The 21,201-nt window shown below is 39.0% G+C and carries 14 protein-coding genes, 2 tRNA genes and 2 pseudogenes; 4 read left to right on the top strand and 14 right to left on the bottom strand.

Annotated features, from left to right (window positions below):
* Window positions 1–20: 20 nt before the first annotated feature.
* From PSI23_RS12800 to ubiG, 10 genes and pseudogenes are all read right to left on the bottom strand, one after another.
* Window positions 21–455, bottom strand: a complete 435-nt coding sequence (locus PSI23_RS12800) for a lysozyme (RefSeq protein ID WP_273555457.1) — start codon at window positions 453–455, stop codon at window positions 21–23.
* 695 nt (window positions 456–1,150) lie between these two features.
* Window positions 1,151–1,714, bottom strand: a complete 564-nt coding sequence (locus tag PSI23_RS12805) for an Ail/Lom family outer membrane beta-barrel protein (protein WP_273555458.1) — start codon at window positions 1,712–1,714, stop codon at window positions 1,151–1,153.
* 608 nt (window positions 1,715–2,322) lie between these two features.
* Window positions 2,323–2,979: a glutathione S-transferase family protein gene (locus PSI23_RS12810; protein ID WP_273555459.1), complete on the bottom strand. Its 657-nt coding sequence runs from the start codon at window positions 2,977–2,979 to the stop codon at window positions 2,323–2,325.
* Between the two features lie 133 nt (window positions 2,980–3,112).
* Window positions 3,113–3,886, bottom strand: a complete 774-nt coding sequence (locus PSI23_RS12815; protein WP_273555470.1) for an N-acetylmuramoyl-L-alanine amidase — start codon at window positions 3,884–3,886, stop codon at window positions 3,113–3,115.
* Between the two features lie 86 nt (window positions 3,887–3,972).
* Window positions 3,973–4,314: pseudogene (locus PSI23_RS12820) on the bottom strand (IS1 family transposase); the annotation flags it as partial.
* A 143-nt stretch (window positions 4,315–4,457) separates the two neighbouring features.
* Window positions 4,458–4,819: pseudogene (locus PSI23_RS23475) on the bottom strand (IS1-like element transposase); the annotation flags it as partial.
* A 131-nt stretch (window positions 4,820–4,950) separates the two neighbouring features.
* Window positions 4,951–5,217, bottom strand: a complete 267-nt coding sequence (yfaE, locus tag PSI23_RS12830) for a class I ribonucleotide reductase maintenance protein YfaE (protein WP_273555460.1) — start codon at window positions 5,215–5,217, stop codon at window positions 4,951–4,953.
* A gap of 1 nt (window position 5,218) precedes the next feature.
* A complete protein-coding gene (nrdB, locus tag PSI23_RS12835) occupies window positions 5,219–6,349 on the bottom strand; it encodes a class Ia ribonucleoside-diphosphate reductase subunit beta (protein ID WP_273555461.1) in 1,131 nt (376 codons plus the stop codon).
* 12 nt (window positions 6,350–6,361) lie between these two features.
* Entirely contained in the window at window positions 6,362–8,653 is a 2,292-nt protein-coding gene (nrdA, locus tag PSI23_RS12840; RefSeq protein ID WP_273555462.1) for a class 1a ribonucleoside-diphosphate reductase subunit alpha, read from the bottom strand.
* Window positions 8,654–9,079: 426 nt separating this feature from the next.
* Window positions 9,080–9,814: a bifunctional 2-polyprenyl-6-hydroxyphenol methylase/3-demethylubiquinol 3-O-methyltransferase UbiG gene (gene ubiG, locus PSI23_RS12845; RefSeq protein WP_273555463.1), complete on the bottom strand. Its 735-nt coding sequence runs from the start codon at window positions 9,812–9,814 to the stop codon at window positions 9,080–9,082.
* Window positions 9,815–10,023: 209 nt separating this feature from the next.
* Between ubiG and gyrA the strand changes: the two genes are divergently transcribed.
* Both gyrA and rcsC read left to right on the top strand, forming a co-directional pair.
* Window positions 10,024–12,657 carry a DNA topoisomerase (ATP-hydrolyzing) subunit A gene (gene gyrA, locus PSI23_RS12850; protein ID WP_273555464.1) on the top strand — a complete coding sequence of 878 codons (2,634 nt, stop codon included), beginning with the start codon at window positions 10,024–10,026 and terminating at the stop codon, window positions 12,655–12,657.
* Between the two features lie 184 nt (window positions 12,658–12,841).
* Entirely contained in the window at window positions 12,842–15,691 is a 2,850-nt protein-coding gene (rcsC, locus tag PSI23_RS12855) for a two-component system sensor histidine kinase RcsC (RefSeq protein WP_273555465.1), read from the top strand.
* 67 nt (window positions 15,692–15,758) lie between these two features.
* On the opposite strand, the gene rcsB is transcribed toward rcsC, so the two are convergent.
* Together rcsB and rcsD are read right to left on the bottom strand one after the other, a co-directional pair.
* A complete protein-coding gene (gene rcsB / locus PSI23_RS12860) occupies window positions 15,759–16,409 on the bottom strand; it encodes a response regulator transcription factor RcsB (protein ID WP_273555466.1) in 651 nt (216 codons plus the stop codon).
* A gap of 1 nt (window position 16,410) precedes the next feature.
* Window positions 16,411–19,146, bottom strand: a complete 2,736-nt coding sequence (gene rcsD / locus PSI23_RS12865; protein ID WP_273555467.1) for a phosphotransferase RcsD — start codon at window positions 19,144–19,146, stop codon at window positions 16,411–16,413.
* Window positions 19,147–19,357: 211 nt separating this feature from the next.
* Here rcsD and PSI23_RS12870 point away from each other — a divergent pair.
* Window positions 19,358–19,445 (top strand) — tRNA-Ser (locus tag PSI23_RS12870).
* A 6-nt stretch (window positions 19,446–19,451) separates the two neighbouring features.
* Window positions 19,452–19,527 (top strand) — tRNA-Thr (locus tag PSI23_RS12875).
* Window positions 19,528–19,541: 14 nt separating this feature from the next.
* Here PSI23_RS12875 and PSI23_RS12880 read toward each other — a convergent pair.
* Window positions 19,542–20,693 carry a tyrosine-type recombinase/integrase gene (locus tag PSI23_RS12880; protein WP_273555468.1) on the bottom strand — a complete coding sequence of 384 codons (1,152 nt, stop codon included), beginning with the start codon at window positions 20,691–20,693 and terminating at the stop codon, window positions 19,542–19,544.
* A 234-nt stretch (window positions 20,694–20,927) separates the two neighbouring features.
* On the bottom strand, window positions 20,928–21,020 hold the full coding sequence (locus PSI23_RS23665) for a DUF4060 family protein (RefSeq protein ID WP_507232773.1): 93 nt from the start codon (window positions 21,018–21,020) through the stop codon (window positions 20,928–20,930).
* Between the last annotated feature and the right edge of the window lie 181 nt (window positions 21,021–21,201).

Here is a 21,201-nt window from a genome sequence, read left to right on the forward strand (position 1 = left end):
CTTGAAATATAATGAATATTTTATGATAAAAATGTTTGTTGCTCAGATTCTCTTCGCATACGTAAATCCGCTAACCCATATCCATCGACGCGATCCCATTTCAAAAACTCCCCTGCCGCACCTTGGTAATCACCTACATTCAATTTTTTCAACAATGTTGAATGAGTAAAATTACCAATTCCCAAATTGAAAATAAACGAACACAAGGCATCAAATTGCCCTTGTGTTAGAGGTACTTTAACCAGCCGTTGAATAGCTCCATAAATAGGAACAAGATCTTGATACAGAAACGCGTCAGCTTGCTGCATAGTAATCACTTGTCCAGACTTTACTCCCCTTATATGACCATATCCGATTGTCCATGGCTCCGCTCCAGTAACAGAATCTGAATATGCTCTCAATCTCAATCCTTCGTAATTTTTGAGCTTATTAATACCACTTTCACTGATTTCCATTCATTTCCTCCACAATTAGATCGAGTATCAGGGTGGATTTTTGTCTAAAAAACAATCCACACATCAAGTATAGATGAAGAGAAAATCAGCGGAGTTGCAATTTTAATGGGATCATAGAAAAATAAAAAGCAAATAAATCATTAAATTTCAGCAACTTGATTAACTTTGCAAATTTTTTTTAATTTTTAAATAAATATTTTAATAAATACCTTGACTCTTTTTGTTTTGAGCATAAAATCCTCCTCAGAATTTAGGTTTTCGTGAAGTAAATCACAATTTATAACCCTTTAAAGGAAATCATCATGAAATCTGTAAAATCTTTCCTCTCAAATGTACACAACGTTGTTATCCGGTTATCAGCAACTCGCTTTATGTAAGCTCTGTCACAGTACAGAGATAAGCCAGTTCAAAAAAGAACTGGTTTTTTTATTGTTGATACAGCTCTGAGTTAAATGCTTCCTTCCCATTTCGTTATTTACGCACTACTCATTGAACTACCGTCTGAAAAATCTTTATAAGATAGCTTATTTATATAAATAACACGAATAAATATTACATCAATAATAAAAAGCCCAAATCTTATCACTAAAAATTCAGGCAAAAATGAGCATCTAAAAACTTCTCATTAAAATTCAAACAAATATTAGAATGAGGTTTATAAATAAAGAAAAATAACAAGTATAAGTGAGGATAACTTAGAAGCGATAACCAACACCTAATACCCAAGTACCAAGCTTGGCGTATTTTAAGTTAGTATATGAATATGAAGCATCAACAGCCCAATTTGAAGCAGGATTAAATTGTAAGCCTGCGCCATAAGATAATGATGTTTTCGTCTCGAAATTATTAACTTCTGCATCAGAAATACCCACTTTACTATGGGTCGCACCAATCAATCCATATGCACTAATATAATCATTAAAGCGATATGTTGGGCCAGCCATCAGAGAAGTATTTTTCCATTCGAATTTTGAAGATGAACCATAGTAGTCATACTTATGTACATTTTGAGTATAAGTTAATGAGCTGATAACACCAAAATGCTCATTGAACTCATAGCGATATTTTAAGTTTAACCCATGCTGATTTGTACTCATCTTCTTATCATTATGATAGATTTCAATATTATTTTTTAACGATCCATTGCTCTGAGCATAACCCAAAGAAATAGTATTTTTATTACTATGGCTGGCGTTGGCATTAAAAGCAAGTATAGATAATCCCGCAGTAATAGCAGCTGTCAATAGTATTTTTTTCATAAGTAAAAATTCTCTTTCATTTATACGATGTATTCGCCCTATCAGACTAAACTACCACCGACTAAAGTCGGTGGGTTAGCGCAGCTAGGACTGACGACTGAAAGTCGTCAAACCGTCCTGTCTAAACGCGCATACGTCAAAGTATTTAAGTTCAAGGTTACCGTCTAAAGACGGTGGTTTTAATCTTTCATTTGGAAAAATAAAGCTTGCGGAATATACAAGCCCTATATTCATAATTCAACTTTTGATAATAAAAATCTAACTATATCCACAAAACTTACATTTGTTATAAATTTAATTAAAATTCAATTTGTTACAAAAAATTCAGTTTTACCAAAAGTTAATAAATTATCTGCATATCCATACAAAACAAGAGACTTAATTTTAAAAAAATATATATTTATCAAATTATTATACAAAAATAGAATCAATTTTAAATTTTAGGATATATCTTAATAATCAATTACATTTAATTAGATTACATTTAGACTTTAAATAAATCATCTATATACATAGATAACAATTCATAACAAATTAAAATAAATTGAGTAAGTATTTATATAAATAACATCTTAATAAAACGATCATCTGAATAATAATATGTATATTCAGGTTACTCTTAACTCTTCATAAGAAACCATGATATGCTTTTTGAATGCAGGCCTTTCAGTTAACCGATTGTAATAACCGATAAGGGCAGGATGCATCGGACGATTAATTCTTATATCGAAATACCGATAAAGTGTATGGCCAAACTGTATATCTGCAAGGGAAAAATGGTCACCAGCAATAAATTTTTGTTTTTCAAGTTGCATCTCAGCAATATTTAACATGCTGCCCAATTTATCAATTGCCTTAGCTATTTCTTCCTGATTTTGATGCTGTGGTGCAGTGCGAACTACCTGCCAGAAAATGGGAGCAGTAAAATTAAGGGCTATATTAATTTTCGACCATTCAGCCCACTTATCTACATGGGTACGAGTTTCCAGATCTTCTGACCAAAAAGGCGGTTTTGCATATCGGTTAGCAAGATAGCGCAGAATAGCTCCAGTTTCCCAAATTGGTGTACTATTACCATCGTTATTATTATCATCTTTGATAACCGGGACAGTTCCATTCGGATTCATGGCCAGAAATTCTGCAGTGTTATTACCGCCATATTTATGTCCAATATCATAGCGAGTAAAAGAAAGTCCTAATTCACCAATGCACCACATCAATGCCTGAACATTAGATGAGGTTTTTCGTCCCCAAACCGTTATCATTGAATAATTCTCCAATAGTATTAATGATATAAGATAGTGACAAATAAAACTATTTCTCTATCCTTCTTCTTTCAAGCTGCAGCTCAATTAGTGAACTGCATTTTGAAATTTATAAAATATATTTCATCAGAATTTATGATTTATTATCAAAATATTTTTCAACCAAGGAATATAAAATGGCAATGGTTTCTATATCTATTACACCATCATAATGTGACGGTCGAAAGTGCATTTGAAACGCTTTGATTAGAGATTGAAAATTTTCTTCTTCGTCTGTTCCGGTAATATCATAACCATAACGTTTGAATTTTTCTAAAACCTCAACAACATCAGGTAAACCATGCTCAAATTGCTCAATATATTTTTGTTTCGTTTCTTCGTCATACCATGCTCCGACTCCCGCATCATATAACTCTTTCCACGGGAAAGATGGGCCCGGATCAGTTTTTCTTTGCCATGAAATATCTGAATGTCCGACAACATGAGTCGGTTTAATATCTGGATAACGTTGTAAGATATTTATAGCCAGCTCTTTAATCGCCACGATTTGATCGGGGTGATAAGGCGGGAAAGTGAAAACACCAGAATTATTGCTGGCTTCATTCACAATCTCAATACCAATGGATGTATCATTCAACCCTTCTCGTCCTGCCCAAGAACTTATTCCAGCATGCCAAGCCCTTTCAAGTTCATCGACCAAATTGAATATATGGATTTTATCAAATCCAGCCGCCCGATAAGTCGGATCATCTGGATTTGGTATTAGGTAATGGGCGCTGACTAACTTCCCTGTCAATGCCTGGACAGATTTTTCAAAGTTCAAGGCTGTATAGTGCATAACTAAAAAGCGGGAACGCCTGTTAAAACTTTTAGTTGAACGATATGAATTACAATCAATTTTATACATCATTGTTCTCCTTGATTATTGCAGTTCTTCATTAAGGTTCTCCTTCATTGTTTTGCTGGTCATGTATTAGATAGTTGTATTACTCATTAAAAATAATGCTCACGCTCAATGAAAGTCCCTATCACTTTATCGTGCATTTCCTCAGATTTGAAATAACCTGTTGTTTTTCGATTCAGCCTTTTAACTCGGGTACGATGACTCAAATTGTTTCTTTCTATGCGTTGGGTAAACGTCTTTCCAACAAGATGTTCTTTTTCAGGAAGACAGCCATAAACAGAATAATTATCCGTACAGTAAAACCGGATATTAAAAGGCGCTAAGAGTACGAGAAGTTTATTGAGCGTTTTTTTGCTGCGGTCACCAAAAATATGGGCGACTATCCGTTTTAGACAGGGCTCCCAAGCATACCAGAGCCAGCGCTGATCACAAAAGCCTCCAAGGCTAACGCATGAACGTTTTTTACACTGAATAAATAATCTTTGTTAGCAATAATGTCTTTATTTTGTACAAAAATAAATATATCTGTCTATGTTAAAAACTCACTTTCAATCACTTAGCTCATTTTACTAGCATTCATGCGTTAGCCCTGCAAAAGCCCCCTGTTCATCCATTTCACAAAGGAGCTGAATGTCACTTCCATCAAGGGGAAGCGTTGTCACGTTTCGGGAGGTGAGTTTTTAAGGGTTTTCATGGCTGTTACTGTCGAGACTTTCAGCACACAGGCAGTATCGCGAATACCTGAGTTATTCATCGCCATATCGACAATTTGCTCTTTAACTCCGGGTTTGCAGGCTCGGTAGGTGTATTCCAACTGTGGAATACCTTACAGCAGGCATAGCAGCGATAACGGGGATGGCCTCCGTTTCTTTTACCATGCCCTTTAACCTCTTTTGATTTGTGACAATAACGACAGTAAACGTCAACTTTAGCCATGTTTATGCTTCATAACGAAAAATAGGGCGTCAATCACAACAATTAATCATTTAATACACGACTCAAAATTGCAACTTGAAAATGAAGGATATATCTTGCTTACCAATAAGACAGCGTTAACTTAAGGTAAATTATGGTTCAATTTCAATATCTGTCAGTGGATAACAGCTACAAGGTAAAATTTCCCCTTCATTGACAAATGCTAATGGCTTACAAGGATATCCTACTTTCCCTTTCACCAAACGGACACGACAAGAACCGCAATACCCTTGTCGACATTGGTATTCGAGCTGAACTTTACCGTGTTCCAGCGCTTCCAACAAATTACCGTGGAAGCCTGAAGAATAATGGATATATAAACCCTGCCGTGACGGCAGGGTGACTTTGTAATCAGCCATATCAGAGTTCGAAACCGCTGAGATCCTCAGTATTGACTTCCGAATCAATCTGACCAACCAAGTAAGAGCTGACTTCGACTTCCTGTGGAGCCACTTGAACATTATCAGAAACTAGCCACGCATTAATCCATGGGATCGGATTGGAGCGAGTTTCAAACGGTAGCTTCAAGCCAACTGCCTGCATACGAATATTGGTGATATATTCGACATACTGGCACAGAATATCTTTGTTCAGGCCGATCATGGAACCATCTTTAAACAAATAATCAGCCCACTCTTTTTCCTGTTCTGCTGCCTGTACGAACAGGTCATAGCACTTTTGTTCACACTCTTTGGCTATTTCCGCCATTTCAGGATCATCCTGACCAGAGCGTAACAGGTTTAACATGTGCTGCGTTCCCGTTAAATGCAATGCTTCATCACGGGCAATCAGTTTGATGATTTTGGCGTTACCTTCCATTAATTCACGTTCAGCAAAAGCAAATGAGCATGCAAAACTGACATAGAAGCGGATAGCCTCTAAAGCGTTAACGCTCATCAAACACAAGTAAAGTTGCTTTTTCAATTCACGCAAACTAACGGTAATAATTTTGCCCGCAACATCAAATGTTCCTTCACCCAACTGATGATAATAGTTGGTCATTTCGATCAGATCATCGTAATACGCGGAAATGTCTTTTGCGCGTTTTAGAATCTGTTCGTTTTCCACAATATCATCAAATACGATAGAAGGATCGTTAACGATATTACGGATAATGTGCGTGTAAGAACGCGAGTGAATCGTTTCTGAAAACGACCACGTTTCAACCCATGTTTCCAATTCAGGAATGGAAATCAATGGCAGAAAAGCCACATTCGGGCTACGACCCTGAATAGAATCCAACAGCGTCTGGTATTTCAGATTGCTGATGAAAATGTGCTTTTCATGATCCGGCAGCGCGTTATAGTCAATGCGATCTCGAGAAACATCCACTTCTTCTGGCCGCCAGAAGAAGGAGAGTTGTTTTTCGATCAACTTCTCAAAAATAGGATATTTTTGCTGATCAAAACGCGCCACGTTAACAGACTGACCGAAAAACATCGGTTCTTGTAGCTGATCATTTTTTACTTGCGAAAAAGTAGTATAGGACATAGCTTCCTCAAATTAAATCTTACACGCGCCGCCTTCACAATCGGAATCCGCTGACTCAACAACTTCTTCCAGATCACCCTGAACATCTTCTGCTCCATCACGGGTATTGTGGTAATACAATGTCTTCACACCGTATTTGTAAGCGAGCAGTAAATCTTTCAGCAATTGGTTCATCGGAACCTTGCCATTAGGGAAACGTGCCGGATCATAGTTAGTATTGGCAGAAATCGACTGATCGATGAATTTTTGCATGATCCCTACTAACTGTAGGTAACCATCGTTGTTCGGCATTTGCCACAGCAACTCGTAAGCCCCTTTCAGTAGGTCATAATCTGGTACGACTTGACGCAGAATACCGTCTTTGGATGCTTTTACACTGATATAACCACGTGGTGGTTCAATGCCGTTGGTCGCATTAGAGATCTGCGAAGAGGTCTCTGACGGCATCAAGGCAGACAATGTTGAGTTACGCAGGCCGTATTGTTGAATGTCACGACGCAGAGCTTCCCAATCCATGTGTAAAGGCTCGTTGGTCAGGGTATCCAGTGTCTTTTTGTAAGTATCAATCGGCAAAATACCTTGTGCGTAAGTAGTTTCACCAAACCACGGACAAGCACCCTTCTCTTTCGCCAGTTCATTTGAGGCTTTCAGCAAATAGTACTGAATAGTTTCAAATGTTTTATGAGTCAGGTTATTCGCACTGCCATCAGAATAACGTACGCCATGTTTTGCCAGATAATAAGCGAAGTTAATTACACCAATACCCAGAGTCCGGCGTCCCATCGAACCTTGTTGTGCGGCGACAATTGGATAATCTTGGTAATCCAGCAAGGAATCCAGAGCACGGACAGCTAACTCCGACAATTCTTCCAACTCAGTCAGATTTTTGATGGCACCCAGATTGAAGGCAGACAACGTACACAGTGCAATTTCGCCCTTCTGATCGTTTATATCGCTCAACGGCTTAGTTGGCAATGCAATCTCCAGACATAAATTCGATTGACGAACAGGCGCAATAGCTGGGTCAAACGGACTGTGAGTATTGCAGTGGTCAACGTTCTGAATGTAAATACGGCCCGTTGAAGCACGTTCTTGCATCATCAATGAGAACAGTTCAACCGCTTTAATTCGCTCTTTACGGATATTGCTGTCATTTTCATACTGAGTATACAGACGCTCAAACTCCTCCTGATCCGCAAAGAAGGCATCGTACAATCCCGGAACATCAGACGGGCTGAACAGAGAAATATCTGCCCCTTTAATCAGGCGCTCATACATCAGTTTATTAATTTGTACACCGTAGTCCATGTGACGAACGCGGTTGCCTTCAACACCACGGTTGTTTTTCAGTACCAACAGGCTTTCTACTTCCAGATGCCAAAGCGGATAGAACAATGTTGCTGCACCACCACGAACGCCACCTTGAGAACAAGATTTCACCGCAGTCTGGAAATGTTTGTAGAATGGGATACAACCGGTATGGAAAGCTTCACCACCACGGATTGGGCTGCCCAATGCACGGATGCGACCCGCGTTTACACCAATGCCAGCACGTTGGGAAACATATTTAACAATTGCGCTGGATGTCGCATTGATTGAATCCAGACTATCACCACACTCAATCAGAACACAGGAACTGAATTGACGAGTTGGTGTACGAACCCCCGCCATGATTGGCGTTGGCAGTGAAATTTTAAAGGTGGAAACCGCATCGTAGAAACGACGGATATAGCCCAAGCGCGTTTCTTTTGGATAAGTGGAAAACAAGCACGCAGCAACCAAAATGTAAAGGAATTGAGCACTTTCGTAAATCTCACCAGTTACACGATTTTGTACTAAATATTTCCCTTCCAGCTGCTTGACCGCTGCATAAGAGAAATTCATATCACGCAAATGATCAATAAAACTATCCATTTGCTCAAATTCTTCTTGGGAATAGTCTTCCAGCAAATGTTTGTCGTATTTACCCAAATTAACCATGTTTACGACATGATCATACAGCGCAGGTGGCTCAAACTGACCATAGGCTTTTTTACGCAGGTGGAAGATCGCCAGACGTGCCGCCAGATACTGATAATCAGGAGCATCACCGGAGATCAGGTCAGCTGAAGCTTTGATCATGGTTTCATGGATATCAGATGTTTTGATACCATCGTAAAATTGAATCTGGGAACGCAGTTCTACTTGTGATACTGAGACATTTTTCAGACCTTCGGCAGCCCAGGCAACAACCCGGTGAATTTTATCAAGATCAATTTGTTCTTTATGTCCATCACGTTTGGTAACTAGCAGACTCTGGTTCATGGGGAAATACACCTTCTCTCTTTTCGTATCTTGCCTATATCGCTTTCCTTGACCTCTTGACAGCACGATGCACCCAGAATGGCAGAGAGCCAGTCAGGGGGTTAGCTACAATCCACTACTATTTCGCTACTGTTTTCGCTATTACTGTTGCTACTATCAGTTTAAGTTGCTACTACAAGGTGACAAGAAACACAATATATAGGGGGTGATTAAAACGGTAATAACAAGATAATGTTAAATTCGGGTTTTATCAAGTGTACAAGATCGAGAAGTTTTGTGGATAACTTGAGGATTAATTTTGGCAAAAAGCCGATAACCTGCGTAGTTACTTGATGTTACTTTCATAAGGCTATCGGCATAACGGGGAAAATAAAATCTTAAAAAAAATATCTAATTGCCGCTTTATTAATCCCTTAGCTATCTTAGTCAGGCAGATTGAGTGTGCAGCATATAATTCACGTCTACATTGTGCCCAAGTCGAAATTTGTCTGTTAACGGGTTGTAATGTAATCCAATGATATGTTGCTCTTTCAGACTTGTCTTATCAATCCAACTAATCAGTTCAGAAGGACGAATGAATTTTTTCGCATCATGTGTGCCTTTTGGCACCATATTCAATATATATTCAGCGCCAACAACAGCCATCAGCCAAGCTTTCCGGTTTCGATTAATCGTTGAAAAGAATACGTGACCACCGGGTTTTATTAATTTGGCACAAGCACGAACCACGGACTCGGGATCTGGCACATGTTCAAGCATTTCCAGGCAGGTCACGACGTCATAAGCATTCTGGTGCTGCTCAGCATGGCTTTCTACCGTCTCCTGAACATAAGAAACGGAAACGCCGGATTCCAACGCATGCAAACGGGCAACTTGCAGGGGTTCAAAACCCATATCCAGCCCTGTCACTTCCGCACCTTCGCGTGCCATGCTTTCTGACAGAATGCCGCCGCCACATCCAACATCCAGCACTTTCTTACCAAAAAGGCCGTCAGCATGTTGCAAAATGTAGTTCAAACGCAGTGGGTTGATGCGGTGCAACGGCTTGAATTCACCTTCCAGATCCCACCAACGAGAAGCAACGGCTTCAAATTTTTCGATTTCCTGCTGATCCACATTAGCATGGGACTGAGTGTGTGAATCGGGAGTTTTGACGTTCATCAGCAATATCGCTCCTAGGAACTGCTTCACAGAAAACTGGTGCACAGAAAACTGATTCACAGAAAATGTAACAGTATTATGGGGATGTGTGATAGAAAACTATTATACATGCCTTAATCTTGAAATACCCGCATCAGGTTTTTATAAAACTGTCAATTTGTGGTATAATTCTAAGCCTTTGAATTCGGAGTATGAGGGACAGTGGCTCCATGAGCGACATTGCCAGAGAAATCACACCGGTCAATATCGAAGAAGAGCTGAAAAGCTCGTATCTGGATTATGCGATGTCCGTTATTGTTGGACGCGCACTGCCAGATGTTCGGGACGGACTGAAGCCAGTACACCGCCGCGTACTTTTCGCTATGAATGTATTAGGAAATGATTGGAATAAACCTTATAAGAAATCTGCCCGCGTTGTTGGGGATGTTATCGGTAAATACCATCCACATGGTGACAGCGCTGTTTATGACACGATTGTTCGTCTGGCACAACCATTCTCCATGCGCTACATGCTGGTTGACGGTCAGGGGAACTTTGGGTCAGTAGATGGCGATTCTGCGGCAGCGATGCGTTACACCGAAGTGCGCATGGCAAAAATTGCCCATGAATTGCTGGCGGACTTAGAAAAAGAAACTGTCGACTTCGTGCCCAACTATGATGGCACAGAGCAAATCCCCGAGGTAATGCCAACCCGTATTCCCAATTTGCTGGTGAATGGCTCATCAGGGATAGCGGTCGGCATGGCAACCAATATTCCACCTCATAACTTATCTGAGGTGATCGACGGCTGTCTGGCTTATATTGATGATGAAAACATTAGTATTGAAGGCCTGATGGAATATATTCCGGGTCCAGACTTCCCTACGGCTGCTATTATCAACGGGCGTCGTGGCATTCAGGAAGCCTATCGTACAGGCCGCGGTAAAATCTACATCCGCGCCCGCGCAGAAATTGAAACTGACGAAAAAAATGGCCGCGAAACCATTATCGTCAATGAAATCCCTTATCAGGTCAATAAAGCCCGACTGATCGAAAAAATGGCTGAACTGGTAAAAGAGAAGCGTATTGAGGGGATCAGTGCACTGCGTGACGAATCCGATAAAGATGGAATGCGCATCGTTATCGAAGTAAAACGTGATGCGGTTGGTGAAGTTGTCCTGAATAATCTGTATTCACTGACTCAATTGCAGGTTTCATTTGGTGTCAACATGGTTGCCCTGCATCAAGGACAGCCTAAGTTACTCAATCTGAAAGATATCCTTTCTGCGTTTGTTTGCCATCGTCGTGAAGTAGTCACGCGCCGGACAATTTTTGAACTGCGCAAAGCTCGCGAACGTGCCCATATCCTTGAAGCACTGGCTATTGCTCTGGTAAACATCGATCCTGTTATCGAATTGATCCGTCGCGCTTCTACTCCTGCTGAAGCGAAAGCCAGCTTGATTTCCCAAGCGTGGGAGTTAGGCAATGTTGCCTCTATGCTGGAACAAGCAGGTGACGATGCTGCCCGTCCTGAATGGCTGGAACCACAGTACGGTATCCATGACGGTAAATATTATCTGACCGAACAGCAAGCACAGGCCATTTTGGATCTGCGTCTGCAAAAACTGACCGGGCTTGAGCATGAAAAACTGCTTGATGAGTATCGTGAACTGCTGAAAGCTATTGCTGAACTCCTGTTCATTTTGGAAAACCCGGAACGCTTGATGGAAGTTATTCGTGAAGAACTGCTGGTTATCAAAGAGCAGTATAACGATGCCCGTCGGACTGAGCTGACTGAGAATTCAGCAGATATCAACATTGAAGACCTGATTACTCAGGAAGATGTTGTGGTCACACTATCCCATCAGGGATACGTCAAATACCAGCCACTGTCTGATTACGAAGCACAGCGTCGTGGCGGCAAGGGCAAATCAGCTGCACGTACCAAAGAAGAAGACTTCATTGAGCGTTTGCTGGTAGCCAATACCCACGACACCATTCTCTGCTTCTCAAATAAAGGCAAGATGTACTGGATGAAGGTATATCAGTTGCCGGAAGCGAGCCGTGGTGCCCGTGGTCGTCCAATTGTCAACCTTCTGCCATTGGATCAGAACGAACGTATTACAGCCATTTTACCAGTGCGTGAATATGAAGATGGGTTGAATATCTTCATGGCAACAGCAAGTGGTATTGTGAAGAAGACCAAACTCAGCGAATTCAGCCGTCCACGCAGTGCCGGTATCATTGCAGTGAACCTGAATGAAGGAGACGAGCTAATCGGTGTTGACCTGACAGATGGCAGCAACGAAGTCATGCTGTTCTCTGCACAAGGCAAAGTCGTTCGTTTCCTTGAAGAAGAGGAAGAAACGCTGGAAGACGGTACTGTCCGCGTAAAAGGTGTACGTGCAATGGGACGCACCGCAACTGGAGTTCGTGGTATCAAACTCAGTGAAGGTGATAAAGTTGTTTCGCTGATCATTCCTCGTGGGGAAGGAGAAATTCTGACCGTTACCGAAAATGGTTATGGCAAACGTACGGCCGAAGGTGAATACCCGACAAAATCCCGAGCAACCCAAGGCGTTATTTCAATTAAAGTCAGCGAACGTAACGGCAACGTGATCGGTGCAATTCAAGTAGAGACAACTGATCAAATCATGATGATTACTGATGCAGGTACATTGGTGAGAACCCGTGTGTCTGAAGTCAGTGTTGTTGGTCGTAATACACAAGGTGTTACGCTGATCCGTACCACAGAAGACGAAAAAGTTGTTGGCCTACAACGTGTAGCTGAGCCTGATGACGAAGATGAGGATGGTAATACAGCAATTTCTTCTGATGAAGAACATAATGATTCAGTAAATTAAGTGTAATTCACTTATTTTATTTTGATTCAGCTGTATAGCTGTCAAATAGAGCAGGCACTTAGCGCCTGCTTTTTTACATAATTTTTTAGCAAGAACCAGTAATAACTAAATGCTACTTTGTATTCCCTGCTACACTAGTATATGCTGTAATCAGTATTAATCATATTTTCCATCAGGCGATCTCTTGAGATATTTATCTTCTTTCCGAACGTCCTTAAAGATATCCCGCTACCTTTTTCGGGTACTTGGATTTATGTTATGGGCACTCGGCGCCTTATTAACCAGTTTTTATTTAGCAAATCTTTTTAATGGGGTTAAATCAGATATTCGCCAAGATTATAATAGTAACTATGACACAACGTTTTCTTATATGCGGCATATCACCAGTATCCTGCGTGATATTCAATTTATGACTGAAAAATTTTTATCACGAGAGGATGCAAAAGATCTAACTGTTACACCGACGCCTCATAAACCTATTACCTCATACATTCCCCTAAATACAAATTCCAATTGTCATCTTTTACGTGAAAGCACACATAATTATTTAATCCCAGTAAGTAAACAACTTTTATTTTGGAAAGATATTCTTGCTGGTATGCGCGGAATAAGTCAGATTTTTTTCGTTGAAACCTCAAGCTATTGCATGGTGCATCTATACTCTAACAACAATATGATGGAGCCAGATAAGCTAAAAAAGATAATCTATGAAAACACCCGTAGGCTACAAAATATGAAAGAACAGGCAAAAGAACAAACTATCTTTTGGATTCTGCCCAATGCAAGAATAGATAATGGTACTATTTATGTTATTACTCCTGTTTATCTTAATGGAAAAATGATTGGTATAGTAGGTCTCGAAAAAACTATCATGCTAGAAAACTTTCTATTCAAAAGAGAGCGGCCTATCCATACCGCGCTACTAAATGAATCAAATCAGCTTTTATTAGAATACCCTGCAAAAAATAGTAGCAAGCTCCCATTCGAGAATATGAAATCACCTTATTTTGGTTACGATGAAAATTTTACCTCCTTGTTATTAGTACGGCGTTTATCACCCTCATCATTATACATTGTCTATTCATTACCACTAAAAACTATTTATAATGAACTAAAAGCCAATATAATTCATAGTATTATATTAAATATTATTTCTGCGATCTCAATCATCTTTTTGGTTTGGCTATTTGAAAGAAAAATGTTTTCGCCAGCCCAAGACAATGCAATCCGCCTTGAAGAACATGAACAATTTAACCATAAAATTGTCGCCTCAGCCCCTGTGGGGATCAGCATCTTAAGAGTCAGTGATGGTGCTAATATTCTGAGTAATGAGTTAGCGCATAACTATACCCGGATGCTGACGTATGAAGATCAAAAACGCATTGTCGACATCATTTGCGATCAAACCAGCAGCTATATTGATGTCGTCACCCGTAACAATAATCACCTACAAATTAGTTTCGTACACTCACGCTATCGCAATGAAGAAGTCGCAATTTGTGTACTGATAGATGTCAGTACCCGTGTAAAAATGGAAAAATCTTTACAGGAAATGGCTTCAGCAGCAGAACAAGCCAATCAGGCAAAATCGATGTTTCTTGCAACCGTTAGTCATGAGCTAAGGACACCTCTATATGGAATAATTGGTAATCTGGAACTCATGCAGTCTCATTCATTATCATCAGAATCTGCACGATTACTGGCAACGATGAATAACTCATCATCATTATTACTAAAAATCATCAGTGATATTCTCGACTTTTCTAAAATAGAATCTAATCAATTAAAAATTGAACCGAAAGATTTCAGTTGCAGAGAGATAATCTCTCATGTGATTTCAAACTACCTTCCCCTCACAGCAAAAAAAGGATTGGGTTTATATTGCTATATAAAACCAGAAGTTCCCGACATCATTCTCAACGACCCGGTAAGACTACAACAAATCATCTCTAATCTACTTAACAATGCGATCAAGTTCACAGCATCTGGCTGCGTCGTTATTGAAGTTACAACAAGGCATGGCTATCTACACATCAGTATCAAAGATACGGGTATTGGAATCGAAGATAAATTACAACTTCAATTATTTGAGCCATTTTTTCAAATTAGCGCTAATAGGGAAAACACGTCACACGGTACAGGATTGGGACTGGCTATTTGTGAAAAATTGGTTAACTTGATGGATGGCGATATTGAATTCGTTTCACAAAAATATGTTGGCAGTATCTTTTCCATTCGCATCCCTTTATATGGGAAAAAATATCATGCCAAACCACTATTCAATCAACGGAAAAAAAATAAGATTTTATTGTATATTAACAATGAGTTTCTAGAAAAATATTTGCAAAATTTCCTCGTACAGAATTATTTCCAAGTCTCCCTCTATAACGAAAGCAAAATAGATGGCACGGAAATACTAATTAGTGACCAAGCCAATAAACCAAACATTTCTGTACACTACTTTATAGAAATATCAGAAAAACATATTGGTCCACCAGAACAAATTCGAGAAAATTATTGGTTATATAATACTTATGAACTGAGTGAGTTGGATAGTATGCTAGATAATTTCTTAACAGCACATACTTTCTTGCCAACCGTTTCTGCATTAATACCTTCTATATCAAATAAAACCATACAAACTGATAGTCGCCTGAACGCAGTTAGAGTATTAGTAGTTGATGACCATCCTATTAATCGGAATTTACTGGTCGACCAATTAAATTCAATAGGGTTCAGTGCATCAATGGCTAACGATGGTATTGATGCTATTGAATACCTGAAAAACAATCCAATAGATATTATTCTAACGGATGTCAACATGCCAAATATGGATGGATATGAACTTGCTCAATATTTGAGGAGCAGAAATTATACAAAATCAATTATCGGCATTACTGCCAATGCATTAGCAGAAGAAAAACAACGGTGCGTTAATGCAGGAATGAATGACTGCCTATCAAAGCCTGTATCACTGGCTATATTAAAAGAAACATTAATCAAATACAGTGATATTAAAACTAGAATACATTGATGAATTAAATAATGAAGAATCGATAACCACTGCTACCGATTCTGCATTAAAAAAGATAACACATTGATTAGTTACCAATATCTTTGTCAATGGTGACAGAAGATAAATAGTTAAGCAATGCAATATCGTTATCAACGCCCAGTTTTAGCATGGCTGATTTCTTCTGGCTACTGATGGTCTTAATACTCCGATTAAGTTTTTTAGCAATATCAGTAACAAGAAGACCTTCTGCAAATAAACGTAGAACTTCACTCTCTTTAGGAGATAAGCGTTTATCCCCATATCCATTGGCATTTACTTTTTCTAGTAACTTAGAAACACTTTCAGGCGTAAATTGTTTACCCTTCTGCAAAGCAGAAAGGGCTTTAGGTAAATCTGTTGGTGCTCCTTGCTTTAACACTATTCCCTCAATATCAAGCTCAAGTATAGCGCTTAAAATAGCTGGGTTATTGTTCATTGTAAGGACAATGACGGCCAATCTAGGATAATGGCGTTTAATATATTTTATCAGAGTGATGCCATCACCATATTTATCCCCGGGCATTGACAAATCTGTTATAAGAACATCTGCTTCTATATGTGGCAAACTATTAATGAGTGTAGTTGAATTTTCAAATTCACCGACCACATTAATCCACTCAATTTGTTCAAGTGACTTGCGGATGCCAAACAAAACGATAGGATGGTCATCGGCAATAATGACATTCAGGTTCTTCATATTATTGGTTACCTTGCTGCAACAGCTTTATGATAAAAGAATCAATAAAGCTGATGCTATTTTTAATTTCTACTTCATTATTGTCTGCTATGTGTTTTTCCAACACCTCACATGATGACCTAAGAAACTTTAAATCTAACATAGCAAACGCACCCTTAAGGCGGTGTACTGTTTGCGAAAGTGCTCTCAAATCATGTCGTTCTATATCAGTATACAGTTTAGTAATATCCATAGGTACTGTCTCTGCAAATAATTTCCTATAGTCACTGTCTGCCAACTGAGTTTGATAACTTTTGAGAATATTACAGATATTACTATCAATGCTCTCAATCGGATCAATATTTTTAACAAGATCACATGCAGGTTCAGATGTTTCTCCGGTTTCTTCATCTAAACTTAAACTTTCTTCGATAAGAAACGATATTGCATTGATAACAGCATCAACAAAATTGTAATTGCACTGAACCAATCCCGGTTCTAACTGCGTAAATCCAGCTAAACTACTCACTAATAATATAGTTGGTTTTTCCTCTTTGTACTGTTTATCCGTGAGGATAATATCGTATTCTTTCGTAATATTCTCTTTTCTTTTATCAAAGTACTCTCTACCAAAGTACTCTGCACCATAACTATTGAGATAAGTATGGATGATTTTGCTGATCTCAGGGTTATTTATATCAATTAAAACCGTGACCCCTTCCAAAAGCTGAGGTGTTTCGCCATTTTCATCATCATGCTGAGACAGCGGTAGATTGATGACATAATGCGTTCCCAACCCCAACTTACTTTTAATATCAAGGTTACCTCCCATTCTTTTGCACAACTGATTACATAAATAAAAAGTCATACCAGAATTGGTAGAGTACTTATCTTCTGCTGATTTATTCAGAAAAGGATAATTTAAACTAATCAAATCTCTTTCACTTAAGCCAGCGCCACTATCCATCAGCTCAATTTGAATATGGTTGTCATATTTACCAGAGTTATTAACAATCAATGATATCTTACCATAGCTGGTCGTCGTTATTGCATAACTAAATAACAATGTAGTGATTTTATCTAACTCTACAGCATCTCCAATGAATAAAGATTCACGAGGAATATTAAAATGATAATAAACTCTCAATCCTTTAGCGTTTAATGCAGGTAAAAAGGTTTTCAGAATATCTTCCAACCGTGATGACAAAGAAAATAATTCATTTTTTGGCTGCCAATCATCCAATTCCAACTCATTGAGCAATGAAATATTTTCAATCCATTCTATTATATATCCTGATTTGACCAACAATTTATCCAATAGATTTTGTGCATTTTCATCTTGTGATAACTGTTTCAATTGGATCGCAATTTCATTCACGCTATTAATAGGATACTTTATTTCATTGTTAATATTTGAGAGCATAACATGCCTGATTTGAATACTTTTATCATACTCCCTATGAGCAAGTTGTAATCGTTTATTCGCCATGACTTCCTGATCTTTGTCTTGCAATAAAAAAAGGTAAGTTTCTGGCAAGAAGATATTGTTATACATTCTCACTTCATAAATCGCTTCATCAATGGATGTTTGAATTACACCATGATGTTGTTGCGCCATCGCTCTAACTTTATTCAATTCGAGATGAGGTATCAACTTTTCTGCAGTTTTATTACTTATCACTATCTGATTTGATTCAAAATCATAGACCATAACACCAATAGGAATATTGAATATAATATCACGGTTCAGAGAGTCTTTAATTTGCAAATCAAGACTCATGGAAGCATTTGGTGCAATATATCGCCTGCGTATATAAACTAACCCACTCAACGAAAACAGGAAGAAAAGCAATATTGAAAGCAAAAGCCAGACATTTTTGAACAACAAGTCTACAATCAATGTCTTCAAAGGAACTTGATAAATCAATTTATACGGCATGATATTAAGTGACTGAGAAAACTCTAGCCAAAAACCGTTCAATGAAATTTCAAATTTATCGGGATTCTCAGGTTCGTATAAGTTGAGCGTATTCAAACGAAAGTTTGCTGGTGACATATTAACCGGCAAAAGATTATTAATAGGCAAATCAAAAGCAATAACAGTAGTTACTTGCCCTGCTGCATTAAATGCAGCTTTATAGGTATAGAAATAAATATTTTCACCACGTAATACATTGATGAACGAAATGCTTTCTTTTTCTTCCAATGTGATGGATTGATCCAACATATCAATACGTCTGGCATCAGGATTCCGGGTCAGATAGCTCTCCTTGAACCTGATTTCTGGTTTTAGGGCCGAGTGCGTCGTTAACAATAATAAATTATTCTCCTGTCCATTGAGATAATACATAGACAAGTATTCATTGTGAGCTCCCCAGAGAATTTCCAGATAGCTCGATAAGCTCTGGGCAAGTTGAATAGTCGAGTCGTTATATTGACCAAAAATAATTGCATCGACGAACTGATTACTATTTTCTAGCCAATAAATATCGGGACGCAACTTAAACAATGGCATTTTCTCCTGAGAGGAGATTGACAGAGTATTCGACTGTTTGAAGATATGGTTTGCGTGATAACGATAATCTTTAATCTGCAATCTCATCTTAGCTGCTACGCTACTGATAGCATATTTTTTCTCCATCAGCCAAATATCAAAATAGTTATACCCGAATAAAAATAGAGACGTAAAAAGCAAAGTGACAAATAACGCGTAAAAACGAGGAATAGAGGATGGCTTGATCGGTGGTTGTTTATACATTCTTTGGATAATAACCTTTAGTATGAATATATGTTGGTCGATTAGACATCAACCCGTCGTTAAATAAGCCTGTTTACTGAGCTTAATACTAGCAGGTTCGCAAATGAAAAGGCCATTGCAGATCGAAGATTAAGCAAACAGCAAAAAAATACGATTTTTTTTCTTTAAGGGCTAGACACATTAAAACGATATAGGCATAATCTCGCGCCATGGAAGGATGGCCGAGCGGTCGAAGGCAGCGGTCTTGAAAACCGCCGATGGGAAACCATCCTAGAGTTCGAATCTCTATCCTTCCGCCAAATTTCGCCGGCTTAGCTCAGTTGGTAGAGCAACTGACTTGTAATCAGTAGGTCACCAGTTCGACTCCGGTAGCCGGCACCATACAAAACAATGAGTTACTCAGTATGTCCCACCACTGACAGATGTGAGTGGGACATATTTGAGACCTCATCGTAAAATAGAGCATCAATTTGTTGTGCATGCTCTGTCAGATGAGAAGGTGCTAGATGCGCATATCGACGCACCATCTCAATTGATTCCCAGCCCCCCATTTCCTGTAGTACTGAAAGTGGTACTCCTTTTTGAATCAACCAGCTTGCCCACGTATGTCTCAAGTCATGAAAACGGAAATTTTCTATCCCTGCACGTTTTAAAGCCGTTCTGAATGAAGTATTGGAATCCACTCTCATCTTCCTCACCGTTGGCGTCATAGTTCCATCCGATCTATTTTTTGCCTTGGTGTGAACAAACACATATTTATGGTGATTACCTATTTGCTGCCTCAAAACATGACAGGCTGTATCATTTAATGCCACACCTAGCGCCTTCCCTGATTTGGTTTGATCCGGGTGTATCCACGCAACCTTTCTTTGCATGTCTATCTGTGACCATTCCAAGTTAACGATATTTGAACGGCGCAAGCCAGTAGCCAGGGCGAAAGTAACAACAGCTTTTAAAGGTTCACTGCATTCATCGATCAAACGCTTTGCCTCATATGGTTCAAGCCAGCGAATCCTGTTATTCTTTGGCTTTGGTACTTTGATGTTTGGTGCTTTATCCAAATATTTCCAGTCACGTTCCGCCGAACGCAACAATGATTTGATAAACGCCAAGTACGCAGCCTTGGTTGCAACAGATACTGGCGTGATTTTTTGCTTTACCTGCCTGCGCCTTTTGCCAGAAACATGCTTTTCCCAATTCTCAGCCTGTTTCTGATTAGTTAGTTTACTGACGGCATTATAAATGCCCGTTTCGTCTATGTCTGACAAATAGACACCTTCGAAGTGATCCAACCAAAACAGGATTTTGGTTTTGTCGTCATCGAGGGATTTTTTATTTGCCTTTTCTTCCAGCCATCTTGTACACGCCACTTCGAACGTCACTTTTGGCGTTTCACCCAAGGCGCTTACACGCCACAGCTCCGCTCTTCTCTTATCGTGCAACTCCTGCGCTTGTTTTTTGTCCGCTGTCCCAAGCGATTCCTTAATTCTTTTACCATTGAATGAGTAACTTGCGTACCAGTACTCACCTCTACGGAAGATTGACATTTCCGTTCTCCTTCTTCCGCACAAATCACACTTTCTTGTGTATTGTGCATTTTGTAGTTTAATGCGGCAATGCAATTCGCTCTTGTGAATTGCCATGGTGATTTAGACTTTGATGGATCTTTGCGAGAGCCGGACAAGCGACCTGAGCCTATCCACTTTTTTAATGTCGGATACGATATATTCATAAACTCACAAGCCTTTCGACTATCTAACGTATAGGTATTACTTTCGCTTTTATATAAAGTTAGATAAGGTGCGTTTCTTATTGATGACAGTTGCGACATAAGATTTATCCTTATTGGTTATTTCAATGAGATATTTTTCCATTCTGATAAAATAACATACGTTACAGTTTTCCGTGTCATTCTATAATTACCAAATTTTTCTTTGTGTTTATCTAAATCTGTTAATAATCTTCCTGAGATACAATTTAAATCTCAGCCGAATTAATTTTATTTTGCTGCTTTCATATCGCGTCAGTTCTAAATACTGTTCGCAGTGTTCGCAG

This window comes from Xenorhabdus yunnanensis (assembly GCF_028598805.1).
Classification (GTDB): domain Bacteria; phylum Pseudomonadota; class Gammaproteobacteria; order Enterobacterales; family Enterobacteriaceae; genus Xenorhabdus; species Xenorhabdus yunnanensis.